The sequence below is a fragment of the Phaeovulum sp. W22_SRMD_FR3 genome (assembly GCF_052113705.1).
GTDB lineage: Bacteria > Pseudomonadota > Alphaproteobacteria > Rhodobacterales > Rhodobacteraceae > JBGQOG01.
The window spans coordinates 1-13,075 of the sequence record NZ_JBGQOG010000013.1 but is presented as its reverse complement, the minus strand read 5'-3'; the positions used below and the strand labels follow the sequence as shown (position 1 = coordinate 13,075).

Here is a 13,075-nt window from a genome sequence, read left to right as displayed (position 1 = left end):
AACGGTCTTATTTCACAGGGAAAGGTGGTAGCGGTATCAGGCTGTGGCGCGGCGCCCCTTTGGCCGAAACCGCCGTCGCGTTCGGCCCGGACAACAGCCCCGCCGGCGCGGCCTGCGGCTGGGTGGCGCCCTCCAGCACCGCCAGCGGTCGCCGCACTGCAGCACGCAGCCCCGGCCGCCGGGGCGCATGCACCTGTTTCGACACTTCCAGCATCACCACCCCGGCGGCCAGCAGCGCGGGCAACCGCTGCCCCATCCGCTCCCACATCGGGGCGGAGCGCAGCCAGAAACGCCGGTCCGAGGGCGGGGTATAGAGGGCCGCCGCATGGCCCTCGGGCACAAAGCCCGCGTTGCGCACCTGACTGTCGAGCTGGCTGAGTGTATAGGGACGGCCAAAGGCAAAGGGCGTCCCCTCGCGCCGCGCCCAGAGACCCGCGCGGTTCGGCACGATGAACAGCGCCCTTCCGCCCGGCCCCAGCACCCGCCAGCATTCCTCCAGAAGCGCCGTGGGATGTTCCGAGGTCTCCAGCCCGTGCAGCACGATCAGCCGGTCCACCATGCCCGTCTCGATCGGCCAGGAGATCTCATCGCAGAGCACCGAGACATTGGGCATCCCCGCGGGCCAGGGCATCACCCCCTGTTGCCCCGGCATCAGCGCGATGACCCGGCGCGAATCCGCCAGATAGGGACGCAGCAACGGCACGGCAAATCCATAGCCCAGCACGGTCTGCCCGGCCATCCGTGAGGGGGTGGCGGGCCACAGTTGCACCACCCGGTCGCGGATGGCACGCTGCGCCGCCCGGCCCAGCTGCGTGCGGTAATAGAAGTTGCGCAGGTCCAGAACATCAAGATGCATTGCGCCCCTCCCCGGGTTTGGGCAAAACTCGGCCCCTACCATACGGATATCGGAGCCAAATACCATGCCCGCGGATCTCGTCGTCGTCCCCTGCCTGAACGATAACTATGCCTATCTCATCCATGACACCGCGACAGATGCCACCGCCGTGGTGGATGTCCCCGAGGCGGCCCCCATCCTGACCGCCCTCGCCGAGCGCGGCTGGAAGCTGACGCATATCCTGCTGACCCACCACCACGACGACCATATCGGCGGGGTAGAGGCATTGGTTGCGGCCACCGGCGCCCGCGTCGTCGGCGCCCGGGCCGATGCGCACCGCCTGCCGCCCCTGACCGAAGCGGTGACCGAGGGCGACATGGTACAATTCGGCACCGAGAATTTCGAGGTGATCGACGTGCCCGGCCATACGGTCGGTCATATCGCCTTTCACCTGCCGCACAGCCATATGGTGTTTACCGGCGACAGCCTGATGTCCTGGGGCTGCGGCCGCCTGTTCGAGGGCACGCCCGCCCAGATGTGGGAGAGCCTGCAAAAACTGGCCGCGCTGCCCGAGGAGACCCTGATCTGTTCGGGGCATGAATACACCACCTCAAACGGCCGCTTTGCCCTGCATCTTGAACCGGACAATCCCGCCCTTATATCGCGGTTCGGAGATGTGAATGCCGCCCGCGCCGCAAACACCCCCACCGTTCCGGTTCCCCTCGCGCTTGAACGCGCCACCAACCCCTTTTTGCGGGCCGCTGATCCGGCCCTTTCCCGCGCCGCCGGTCTGCCCGACGCAGAGCCGCTGGCGGTCTTTGCCGCCCTCCGCGCATTGAAAGATCGATTCTGAAGAGGCATCCGACGTGTTTTGCCGATCACATTTTGGGCTTTGAGGACCTTCGCACCCAAAATCTTTGAGAAAGGACTTGAAGCGGCGCGATTTCCACCGAAGTTTAACCATATTGGGCCAAGCTGATCGTGGGCATCCGCCCGCCCTCCGGTCCAAGGAAAGGAGCACCACCGTGCCGTCGTTTTCAACCACTCTCGAACAAGCCATCCATGGTGCGCTGGCGCTTGCCAACGCACGACGCCATGAACTTGCCACGCTGGAGCATTTGCTGCTGGCGCTCGTGGATGAACCCGAGGCGGCCAAGGTGATGCGGGCCTGCTCCGTCGATCTGGACGAGCTGCGCAAGACCCTGACCGAGTTCATCGACGATGACCTCTCGACGCTGATCACCGATGTGGAGGGCTCCGAAGCCGTCCCCACCGCCGCCTTCCAGCGGGTGATCCAGCGGGCCGCGATCCATGTGCAGTCTTCGGGCCGCACCGAGGTGACCGGGGCCAATGTGCTGGTCGCGATCTTTGCCGAACGCGAGAGCAACGCCGCCTATTTCCTGCAAGAGCAGGACATGACCCGCTATGACGCGGTGAATTTCATCGCGCATGGCGTGGCGAAAGACCCCAGCTTTGGCGAGCCGCGCCCGGTGATCGGCGCCGAAGAAGAGCACAAGGCCGAAGCCCCTCCGGGCGAGGCCAAGGAATCCGCGCTGTCGAAATACTGCGTCGATCTGAACGACAAATCGAAAAAGGGTGATGTCGACCCGCTGATCGGCCGCGAGTCCGAAGTGGAGCGCTGCATTCAGGTCCTCTGCCGCCGCCGCAAGAACAACCCGCTTCTGGTGGGTGACCCGGGCGTGGGCAAAACCGCGATTGCCGAGGGCCTCGCGCTGAAGATCACCCGTGGCGAGACCCCGGATGTGCTGAAAAAGGCCACCATCTACTCGCTCGACATGGGCGCGCTTCTGGCGGGCACCCGCTACCGCGGTGATTTTGAGGAACGGCTGAAACAGGTGATGAAGGAGCTGGAGGACCATCCGGACGCCATCCTCTTCATCGACGAGATCCACACCGTCATCGGTGCCGGTGCCACCTCGGGCGGCGCCATGGATGCCTCCAACCTGCTGAAACCGGCGCTGGCGGGCGGCAAGCTGCGCTGCATGGGTTCGACCACCTATAAAGAGTTCCGGCAGCATTTCGAAAAAGACCGGGCCCTTGCCCGCCGCTTCCAGAAGATCGACGTGAACGAGCCGAATGTGGCGGATTCCATCAAGATCCTGATGGGGCTGAAGCCCTATTTCGAAAAGCACCACGATCTGCGCTACACCAATGATGCGATCAAGGCGGCGGTCGAATTGTCGGCGCGCTTCATCCATGACCGCAAACTGCCCGACAAGGCGATCGACGTGATCGACGAAGCGGGTGCCGCGCAGCATCTGGTTTCCGAAAGCAAACGCCGCAAGACGCTGGGCGCCAAGGAGATCGAAGCCGTGGTGGCGAAAATCGCGCGGATCCCGCCGAAAAACGTCACCAAGGACGATGCCGAAGTGCTGCGCGATCTGGAAAAATCGCTCAAGCGCGTGGTCTTCGGCCAGGACAAAGCCATCGAGGCACTGTCCTCGGCGATCAAACTGGCGCGGGCAGGTCTGCGCGAGCCGGAAAAACCCATCGGCAACTACCTCTTCGCCGGGCCGACCGGGGTGGGCAAGACCGAAGTGGCCAAACAGCTCGCCAACACCTTGGGCGTTGAGATGCTGCGCTTTGACATGTCGGAATACATGGAGAAACACGCGGTTTCCCGGCTGATCGGCGCGCCTCCGGGCTATGTCGGCTTTGACCAGGGCGGCATGCTGACCGATGGCGTCGACCAGCACCCGCATTGCGTGCTTCTGCTTGACGAGATGGAAAAGGCGCATCCGGATGTCTACAACATCCTGCTGCAGGTGATGGACCACGGCAAACTCACCGACCATAACGGCCGGACGGTGGATTTCCGCAATGTGATCCTGATCATGACCTCGAATGCCGGGGCCTCGGAACAGGCGAAAGAGGCCATCGGTTTTGGCCGCGACCGCCGCACGGGCGAAGACACTGCCGCGATCGAGCGGACCTTCACCCCGGAGTTCCGCAACCGTCTCGACGCGGTGGTCAGCTTTGCGCCGCTGCCGCGTGAGGTGATCCTGCAGGTGGTCGACAAATTCGTGCTGCAACTCGAAGCGCAGCTGATCGACCGCAATGTGCATATCGAACTGACCCCGGAAGCCGCCGCCTGGCTCGGTGAGAAGGGTTACGACGACAAGATGGGCGCGCGTCCGCTGGGCCGCGTGATCCAGGAGCACATCAAGAAACCGCTGGCGGAAGAACTGCTCTTTGGCCGCCTGACCAAAGGCGGCGTGGTGAAGGTTACGGTCAAGGATGACGCGATCGAGCTCATCGTGGAAGAGCCGCAAAAGGCCCGCATCACCGGCACCAAACCGCCGCTGCTGACCGCTGGCTGAGCAACGCCTCACAGAAAAAAATCAAGGGCGTCCCGCGGGGCGCCCTTTTTCATACCCGGACAGATGCGACAAATGCGGAAGCCTCCGGCGGGGATATTTAAGATCAGGCAAAGGGATGGGGCAGTCTTTCCCCTTTGCCTGATCCTAAATATCCCGGGGGGAGCCGCAGGCGGGGGGCAGAGCCCCCCTTTTCGCCGCCGGCCTCAGCGCTCGGTCAGCTTCAGCTCGATGCGGCGGTTCTGCGCCCGGGCATCCGCGCTGTCCCCGGTCGCCACCGGGCGGTATTCACCAAAGCCGGTTGCCGCCATCCGCTCCGGCGGAAAGCCCAGCTGGTTTTGCATGTAGCGCACCACCGAAAGGGCCCGGGCCTGGCTCAGCTCCCAGTTATCCGCATAGAGCCCATTGCCAGAGAGCGGCACATTGTCGGTATGGCCATCCACCCGCAGGATCCAGTCGATCTCCGGCGGGATCTCGCGCGAGAGGCCGGTCAGCGTCGCCACCACCTGCGCGATCTGTGCCCTCCCCTCGGGCAAGAGCTCTGCCGAGCCCGGCTGGAACAGCACTTCGGAGGAGAAGACGAAGCGGTCACCGACCACCCGTACCCCTTCGCGGCCCTCGAGCAGTTTGGAGAGCTTGCCAAAAAATTCCGAGCGGTAGCGCGTCAGATCCTTGGCTTCCTCTTCCAGCCGCTTGCGTTCCTGTTCCTCGAGTTCCGCCCGACGGCGCTGTTCGGCCGCCACCTGCGCCAGCGCCGCGTTCAGCTGCCCGCCCAGGTTTTCCACCTGCACCTTGGCTGCCGCATCTTTGGCCGCACTTTCATCCAGCACCGCCTGCAGCGCCGACAGCTGCCCGCGCAATGCCGTGACCTGCTCGTTCAGCAGGGCCACCTTGCGCTGCGCCTCGGCAGAGGCCGCCTTTTCGCTGGCCAAGGTCTGTTCGGCCACCGCGCGCAGAGCTGCCTCTTTCTCGGCACGGCTCATCTCGTCGCCTTTGCCCGCTTCCAGCTGCTTCTTAGCGGCCTCGGCCGCCGCCAGCAGGGTCAGCGTGTCTTCGGCCTTCTTGCGGCTGGCCTCGAGCGACAGCGTCATGGCGGTGATCTCATCCTCCGCCCCTTTCAGCTTGTCGCGCAGCGCCGCCAGCGCGGCCGCATCGGCCAGATGCGCAGTTTCGGCCTCCGAGAGTTTGGTTTCCGTATCCGCCTTGCCCTGCCGCAATTCCTCCAGCAGCGCCTCCAGCGCCTCGCGCCGCGCGGTGGCCAGCTTCGCCGCCTCATCCTGCGCGGTGATCGTGCCCTGTGCCTCAGCCAGCTGCGTCTCGGCCTGTTCCTTGCCCGCCAAGAGGTTGGCCACCTGCGCTTCGTAATCGGTGATCTTCAGCTGGGCGGCATTCAGCGCGTCATTCTGCGTGGCGATCTGCCCGGTCAGCGTGGCGATCAGCGAGGCCTGGGTATCGGCCTTGTCGCGCGCGCCTTGCAGGGCGGTGTTCAGCTCTGCCGTCTTCGCCGTCTCGAGCGAGAGCGCGCTGGACAGATCCGACACCTGCGTGCTCAGCGCGTCCAATTCCGTATCCTGCGAGGTGATCGTGTCGCGCAGGACCGATTGCACCACCATGAAAATCGTCAGCACGAACATCAGGATCAGCAAGAGCGAGGTCATCGCATCCACGAAGCCCGGCCAGATCATGGCCGAGAAGCGCTGCGGATTGGAGCGGCGCGACAGGGCCATCAGTGCTCGCCCCGCCCGCCACGGTTCGACAGGATCGCACGGGTCAAGGCTGCGAAATCATTGCGCAATTCTGCCATGCTTTCCTGACGCCCCGCCGCCACCTCTTCCAAAAGCCGCAAAAGCTGAACGTCGATCGAGCGCAGGCGCATCCGCGCCTCGCCGTCGTCCACCAGACCCGCGCTGCGCGCCTCCAGCGAGGCGGCGATCCGGTCCATCGCCGAGCTGTCATCCTGCGCGGCATTGCGCGCGGCCATGGCATTCACCGCCTCAGTCAGCGCCGCCAGCCGCTCATCCAGCGCGATGCGCCCGGCATCGGCCTGCATCGCAACCTCCTGCATCGCCTCCATCTGCCCGGCGATCTGGTCTAGCACGCTGACGATCAGCGCGTCATTGTTGCCCGCGCCATCGCCGCTGTCGCCTGCCAGACCGATACGGCTGATCGAGGAAATCCACTCTTCCAGCTCGCGGTAGAACCGGTTCTGACCATGCGTGGCAAACAGCTCCAACAGCCCGATCACCAGCGAGCCGGTGAGGCCAAGGAGCGAGGAGGAAAACGCCGTGCCCATGCCGCCCAGCTGTTTCTCCAGCCCCGTCATCAGCTTTTCAAAGATTGCCATCGCCGTCTCGCCCTCTTGCGGAGCGAGGGCGCGGATGGTTTCGACCACGGCGGGCACGGTGGTGGCAAGGCCGTAGAAGGTGCCCAGAAGCCCGAGGAAAATCAGCAGGCTGGCCAGATAGCGGGTGATGTCGCGCGCCTCGTCAATCCGCGTCGCCACCGATTCCAGGATCGAGCGGGCCGAGGAATTGGCGATGCCGCGCTGCACGTCGCGGCTGCCGAGCAGCGCCGCCAGCGGCGCCAGCAGCAAGGGCGCCTTGTGCATCGGGCGGCCGGGGCGGTCGGTGGCAAAACTCTCGATCCAGCTGACCGATTGCACCAGCTGCACGACCTGCCAGAAACAGGCCAGAATCCCCAGGACGAAAACCGACAGGATCAACCCGTTGAGCAGCGGGCTGGCCAGAAAGATCGGAAAAATACGGGCATAGGTGAAATACCCGCCCATCGCCACCAGACCGATCACCAGCAGCATCAGGGTGACCTGACGCACCGGTTGCGAAAACTGTGGTTCTGTCTGCCGCAACGGCGCCCGCATCCTGTCCCTGCCTTTTTCCACCGATTTTCCGCGAGGATAGGCGGCACACCCGGTGCTGCCAAGCCTTAAGAAATCAGCGCGCGCACCTGTGACGCCAGCGCCGCAAGTTCGGCATCGGGCAGGCCCAGCTCGGCCAGATGCTGCGCCGTGTTGAACAGATATTCCGCGTTGGGCCCACGCCCGCCCACGGCGGCGGCAATGATCTGCGCCTGTTCATCCAACGGCAGGCCGCCGCAATATTGCACATGGTCTGGGTCGATCACATAGGTCACCGCCTGCACCACCGCGCCCGAGGCGAGCGTGACCGGCAGCACCACCTCGAGATAGGCGGAACTGACCAGCTCACGCGCGCGCAATTCGGCCATCACCGCAGGTTCTTCGCCCGGTGCCACCTGAAAGGCGACGCCCGCGCAGCGCGCCCCCGCCTGCGCATCCAGCGCCAGCACGAGGCCCGGCGCGGCCTCAGTGCCGCGATGGTGGATGGAGCGCATGCAGAATGAGCGGTGCCAGCCCTGCAGAACGGCAAGCTCTTGCCGGGCGGGGGTAAAACCGGGGTGCCAGATCAGCGATCCATAGCCGAAGATCCAAAGCGGGGCGGGCAGAGGCTGGTTCTTGTCCATGCCCCTGTGTAAACAGGCGCGGGCAGCAAAGGAAAGATCCCACATGCGCAAACTTTGGGCGATAACGCTGGTGTTGATCATTGGCGGCAGCGGATGGTGGTGGGTCGGCTCCCGCGCCGCGCTGAACTGGGCCGAGGCGCTGGTGGCCGAAGGCCGCAGCACCGGCCAATTTGATGCGGCAGGCGTCACGATGGAGGGCTATCCCGCCCGTTTTGACCTGACCTTCGACAAGCCGGTTTTGCGCAGCCCGAATGGCGTCATCGAATGGCGGGCGGATCTGTTTCAGCTGATGTCGCTCAGCTACACGCCGCATCACCTGATCGGCTGGTGGTCGCCCGAGCAATCCTTGCGCATCGCGGGCCATGATTACGCCGTGAAAAACGACGACATGCGCGCGAGCCTCAAGGTCAAGCCCCGCTCTGGCCTGCCGCTGGATGAAGCGGTGCTGGTGATCGAGGCCCCCCGCATCGGCGGTAATGAGGGGCAGATGGAGGCCCGCGAGGCCCGCGCCGCGATCAAGGAAACCGATGCCGATGCGGCGGGGTATCCGAGCTATCAGCTGGGGGTGGAGATCCTCGACCTCTCGCTGCCCGAGGCGCTGACCGCGCGGCTGCAGGGCAGCATGCCCGCCGCCGATCCCAGTGGCACCCGCTCTGACACGGGGTCGGACATCGTGCAATGGGCGCGGCTGGATGCGCGGGTCGGCCTCGACCGGGTGCTCGACAATCAAGTGGCGGTGTCACAGCCGCGCCTGATGACGCTGGATCTGCGGGCGCTGTCGCTTGGCTGGGGCGACATCACGCTGGAGGCCAAGGGCGCATTGACGGTGACCGCCACCGGGCAGCCCGAAGGCACGGTTGAGGTGACGGTGACCGGCTGGAAACAGCTCCTCGCGATGTCCGTGGCCGCCAGGATCCTGCCGCCGAATGTGGCGCAGATGGGCGAAGGCATGCTGGCGATGCTGGCGAAAGGGCAGGAATCGGTGACCTTGCCGCTGGTGTTCCAGGGCGGGCGGATGTCGCTGGGGCCGATCCCGCTGGGCATGGCGCCGGTGCTGCAACAGCCGATCTGACGGGTGCGCGGCGGCTGGCGATCAGGCCGCCGCCTTGGTCCCGCAGCGCTCAGCGGCAGTAATTGCCGCTGCGGTAGCTGGCCGTATCGACATGGATGTGATCCTTGTGGAACGCATCCGATTTCGGGCCGAGCACGGTGCCAAAGGGGCCGCAGGCAGTGCGGTGAATGGCCTGCATCAGCTTGGCCTGACTGCGCCAGCCAGAGGCCACATCAATCACCCGGCCATCATTCAGCTTGATGCCCCGCAGATCGACCGCATGTCCCCGGCCATGCTCCGAGATCTTGGCCCCCGACTGATGGTTGCGCGGACGGCAGGCATAAGAGCCCGCGATTTCCAGCCGCGCCAATCCACCGCCGGTCTTGCCAACCGAGGGGACAATCCCCTTGTCCACCCATGTTTTCAACGCGATCGCGGTCGTGCAATCCACCTGCACCGGGATCGAGAGCGGAATGCCCGAGACGCGGGTGACCTGCACCCCATCGGCCAGACCACAGCCCTTTGCCGCCCCCGGGATCGGCGGGATCGGCGCGCCTTCCAGCCCGGCGATGCCGCAGAGCTGACCCCGGGTCTGCCCCGGCCGCGCCACCATGGCGCCCACGGCGGCGGTATCAATCGGATCCACCGCTTCGCCCGAGGGCGCGGACCGCGCCGCCGCCCCCGGCTTGGCGGGCGCGCGGAACAGGCTTGCCAAGCCGCCACGTTTGGGCGCCGGAGCTGTTTGCGCGGGCGCGGCGGCCGCCATATGGTCGGTGTCGGGGGCCACCACGGTCATCTCAGGGTTCAGGACAGGCCGGGCCACCGGACGTGCGCTGACCGCCAGCGCGCCATCCGGCGCGGCCACGGCGGGTTGCACGAGATCATCGGGGCGCGGCGCCGGGCGGCGGGCATCCGCGGGGGCCAGCGAAACCTGAACCCCGCCCGGCGTTTCGGGCAGCGACAGCGCCGATGCGGGCACGGTCAGCACCGCCGCACTGGTACTGGCCGCAGTTTCGCTTGCGGGACGCGGCTGCGGGCGCGGCGACTGCTCCAGCCCGGCAGCCAATGCACCAAGCGGCAGCAACGCGAGCAGAACAACGGCTGCCCCCCTGCCCCAGCCCTGCGCCCCCGCAAGGGCGACCGAGGCGAGCAAGGCGCGCCGCCGCATCATGCTTTGGGATCCACAGACGCATCGGCGGCAGGCGGCGGCGGTGTGCCCCGGCCAAAATCGGCCGCCGCCGTATCCTGCCCCGCCTCGATGATGCCCCGGCGGATGGCGCGCGTGCGGGTGAAATACTCCTGCAACTGCGGCCCGTCGCCCATGCGGATGGCACGCTGCAACACAAAGAGTTCCTCGGTGAAGCGGCCGAGAATATCCAGCGTCGCCTCACGGTTGGTCAGGAAAACATCGCGCCACATCACCGGGTCAGAGGCGGCAATCCGGGTGAAATCGCGGAACCCCGAGGCGGAATATTTGATGACTTCGGATTGCGAGACGCGGCGCAGGTGATCGGCGACGCCGACCATCGTATAGGCAATGAGATGTGGCGTGTGCGACACGACGGCCAGCACCAGATCATGGTGCGGCGCATCCATCAGATCGACATTGGCCCCCATCCCTTCGAGCAGCGACCGCAGCCGCGCGGTCGCGGCCTCATCGCCCTCGGGCATCGGGGTCAGGAGCCACCAGCGGTTGACAAACAGCGTCGCAAAGCCTGAGCGCGGGCCGGAATGCTCGGTCCCCGCCAAGGGGTGGCCCGGGATGAAATGCACGCCCGCCGGGATATGCGGCGCCACTGCATCAATCACCGCCTGCTTGACCGAACCCACATCGGTGACCGTGGCCCCCGGCGCCAGATGCGGCGCGATCTCACTGGCAATCGCCTCCATCGCGCCCACCGGCACACAGAGCACGACAAGGTCGGCGCCCTGCACCGCCTCGGCCGCCGTGGCAAAGACCCGGTCACAAATGCCGATTTCCAGCGCCGTCGCCCGGCTGGCTTCGGATTGCGCATGGCCGACGATCTCGCCCGCCAACCCCTTCCAGCGCATGGCATGCGCCATGGAAGAAGCGATCAGCCCGAGACCGATCAGGGCCACGCGATTGTAGATAACCGCCATGGGATCAGGCCTTGTATTGCGCTTTGAACAAGCCGATCACATGCGCCACGCGGCGGCAAGAGGGCTCATCGCCCACGGTGATGCGCAGACAGTTCGGCAGGCCATATCCCGCCACCCGCCGCACGATCAGCCCCTCGCCCTGCAGATGCAGGTCGCAGGCAATCGCCTCGGCCTCATCGGCAAAGCGCGCGAGGATGAAATTGGCGCAGGACGTGTCCGAGGGCACACCGCGCTCGGCCAAAGCCTCGGCCAGCCAGCTGCGCATGCGGGCATTCTCGCTGCGGCATTTGTCCAGATATTCGACGTCACGCACCGCCGCCTCGGCCGTTTCCAGCTGCGCGGTCGAGAGGTTGAAGGGCCCCCGGATGCGGTTCAGCACATCGATGATGTGTTTCGGGCCATAGCCCCAGCCGATGCGCAACCCGCCCAGACCATAGATCTTGGAGAAGGTGCGCGTCATGAACACATTCGGCAGACGCGTGGCCAGTTCGGCCCCGCCGTCATAGCCTTCAACATATTCCGAATAGGCGGAATCGATCACCAGAATTGCCTGTTTCGGCAGGCCCGTGGCCAGACGCTCCAGCTCGGCCAGACCGATCATCGTGCCGGTCGGGTTGTTCGGATTGGCCAGAAACACCACCTTGGTGCGCTTGTTGGCGGCCGCCAGCAGCGCATCGACATCGGTGGTGCGCTCGCGCTCGGCCACGGCGACCGGGGTCGCCCCCGCCGCCATCGCCGAAATCCGGTACATCAGAAAGCCGTGTTCGGTGAACAAAACCTCATCCTTCGGCCCGGCATAGGCCTGGCAGAGGAAGTGGATGATCTCGTCCGACCCCACCCCGCAGATGATGCGCGCAGGGTCCAGCTTGTGCATGTCGCCAATGGCTTCGCGCAAAGCGGCGTGGTCGGTATTGGGATAGCGGTGCAGCTTGTGAACCGCCCGCGAAAAGGCCTCGCGCGCCTTGTCAGAAGGCCCGTGCGGATTCTCGTTCGACGACAGTTTCACCGCGTCCGAGACCCCTGCCACATGCGCTGCCCCACCCTCATAAAGGGCGATGTCGAGAATTCCGGGCTGCGGACGGATATGTTCGGTCATGGATCACTCTCCCAATTGGCGCCTTTTAGCCCTGCACCGGGCGCGACGCCAGCGACTTGTTGCCGATTTTGCCCCGCCACCCCGCCTTCACGCCGCGTTGGCGCCAAAGCGCCACAGCCACCGCGGAGCTACGGCCCGGGACAAAAGAAAAGGGCCGCACCTTGCGGCGCAGCCCTTCCCTGAATTCCAATATCCGCGAAGGATCAGTTTTTCGCGTAATATTCGACGACCAGGTTCGGTTCCATCACGACCGGGTACGGAACGTCGGCCAGCGAGGGGGTGCGCACGAAGGTGGCGGTCATTTTCGAATGGTCGACTTCCAGATAGTCCGGAACGTCGCGCTCGGTCAGCGAGACCGATTCCAGCACGATCGCCAGTTGCTTCGACCGGTCGCGAACGGCGATCACGTCGCCTTCCTTGACGCGGTAGGAGGCAATGTTCACGCGCTGACCGTTCACGGTCACGTGGCCGTGGTTCACGAACTGACGGGCAGCGAACACGGTCGGCACGAATTTCGCACGGTAGACGATGGCGTCCAGACGGCGCTCGAGCAGACCCACCAGGTTCTCACCGGTGTCGCCCTTGACGCGCTCAGCTTCGCCATAGATGCGGCGGAATTGCTTTTCGGTCAGGTCGCCGTAGTAGCCTTTGAGTTTTTGCTTGGCGCGCAGCTGGGTACCGAAGTCCGACAGCTTGTTCTTGCGGCGCTGACCGTGCTGGCCGGGGCCGTATTCACGCTTGTTCACCGGGGATTTGGCGCGGCCCCAGATGTTTTCGCCCATGCGGCGGTCAATTTTATACTTGGCAGAGGTCCGTTTGGTCATCTCTGATCTCCTTCTTAAGTTTCGAAGGGCGTTGTCCTTTGGCCGAGGCCCGACAGGGTTCTTCTTGCGAAGTCCACCAACACCAATGAAAACCGGGCCCCAAAGGACCCGGATGGCGGGCTTATACAGGGGCGGCGCGCACTGTCAACCGCACAAGCACCGCCCCTGCCCTTGCTTTGTCAGAAATATCCCGGGGGTGGGGGGGGAGGGGCCCCACCACAGCCCACCCCCCCCCCCCCCACACCAGCAACCCCAAAAAAAAACCACCCCCAACCCCCCCCCCCCACCCCCCAACCTTTTTCCCGAACCGAC

General features: G+C 65.3%; 11 protein-coding genes. 3 read left to right on the top strand and 8 right to left on the bottom strand.

The annotated features are described in order from the left end of the window. Positions 1 to 7: 7 nt before the first annotated feature. Positions 8 to 856: a class I SAM-dependent methyltransferase gene (locus tag ACEN2S_RS15490; protein ID WP_441867493.1), complete on the bottom strand. Its 849-nt coding sequence runs from the start codon at positions 854 to 856 to the stop codon at positions 8 to 10. A gap of 64 nt (positions 857 to 920) precedes the next feature. On the opposite strand from ACEN2S_RS15490, the gene gloB reads away from it, so the two are divergent. Both gloB and clpA read left to right on the top strand, forming a co-directional pair. After that, positions 921 to 1,688 carry a hydroxyacylglutathione hydrolase gene (gene gloB, locus ACEN2S_RS15485; protein WP_441867490.1) on the top strand — a complete coding sequence of 256 codons (768 nt, stop codon included), beginning with the start codon at positions 921 to 923 and terminating at the stop codon, positions 1,686 to 1,688. A gap of 172 nt (positions 1,689 to 1,860) precedes the next feature. Then, complete coding sequence (gene clpA / locus ACEN2S_RS15480) at positions 1,861 to 4,176, top strand: ATP-dependent Clp protease ATP-binding subunit ClpA (RefSeq protein ID WP_441867487.1); 2,316 nt, start codon at positions 1,861 to 1,863, stop codon at positions 4,174 to 4,176. A gap of 203 nt (positions 4,177 to 4,379) precedes the next feature. Here the strand turns inward: clpA and ACEN2S_RS15475 are convergent, their stop codons facing one another. From ACEN2S_RS15475 to ACEN2S_RS15465, 3 genes are all read right to left on the bottom strand, one after another. Continuing rightward, positions 4,380 to 5,900 (bottom strand): peptidoglycan -binding protein, encoded by a 1,521-nt coding sequence (locus tag ACEN2S_RS15475; protein ID WP_441867484.1) that lies wholly within the window; start codon positions 5,898 to 5,900, stop codon positions 4,380 to 4,382. Next, positions 5,900 to 7,051 (bottom strand): biopolymer transporter ExbB, encoded by a 1,152-nt coding sequence (locus ACEN2S_RS15470; RefSeq protein WP_441867481.1) that lies wholly within the window; start codon positions 7,049 to 7,051, stop codon positions 5,900 to 5,902. Before ACEN2S_RS15470 ends, ACEN2S_RS15475 begins: the two co-directional genes overlap by 1 nt. A gap of 65 nt (positions 7,052 to 7,116) precedes the next feature. Beyond that, positions 7,117 to 7,671, bottom strand: a complete 555-nt coding sequence (locus ACEN2S_RS15465) for a gamma-glutamylcyclotransferase (RefSeq protein WP_441867479.1) — start codon at positions 7,669 to 7,671, stop codon at positions 7,117 to 7,119. Positions 7,672 to 7,714: 43 nt separating this feature from the next. Between ACEN2S_RS15465 and ACEN2S_RS15460 the strand changes: the two genes are divergently transcribed. Then, positions 7,715 to 8,743: a DUF2125 domain-containing protein gene (locus ACEN2S_RS15460; protein ID WP_441867476.1), complete on the top strand. Its 1,029-nt coding sequence runs from the start codon at positions 7,715 to 7,717 to the stop codon at positions 8,741 to 8,743. A 49-nt stretch (positions 8,744 to 8,792) separates the two neighbouring features. Here ACEN2S_RS15460 and ACEN2S_RS15455 read toward each other — a convergent pair whose 3' ends face one another. The 4 genes from ACEN2S_RS15455 to rpsD form a co-directional block, all read right to left on the bottom strand. Further along, a complete protein-coding gene (locus ACEN2S_RS15455) occupies positions 8,793 to 9,893 on the bottom strand; it encodes an extensin family protein (RefSeq protein ID WP_441867473.1) in 1,101 nt (366 codons plus the stop codon). After that, positions 9,890 to 10,843, bottom strand: a complete 954-nt coding sequence (locus ACEN2S_RS15450; RefSeq protein ID WP_441867470.1) for a prephenate/arogenate dehydrogenase family protein — start codon at positions 10,841 to 10,843, stop codon at positions 9,890 to 9,892. The genes ACEN2S_RS15455 and ACEN2S_RS15450 overlap by 4 nt, the downstream gene beginning before the upstream one ends. Before the next feature lie 4 nt (positions 10,844 to 10,847). Next, complete coding sequence (gene hisC / locus ACEN2S_RS15445; protein ID WP_441867467.1) at positions 10,848 to 11,939, bottom strand: histidinol-phosphate transaminase; 1,092 nt, start codon at positions 11,937 to 11,939, stop codon at positions 10,848 to 10,850. Positions 11,940 to 12,142: 203 nt separating this feature from the next. Then, positions 12,143 to 12,763, bottom strand: coding sequence for a 30S ribosomal protein S4 (gene rpsD, locus ACEN2S_RS15440; RefSeq protein ID WP_441867464.1), 621 nt, complete (start codon positions 12,761 to 12,763; stop codon positions 12,143 to 12,145). Positions 12,764 to 13,075: the final 312 nt, after the last annotated feature.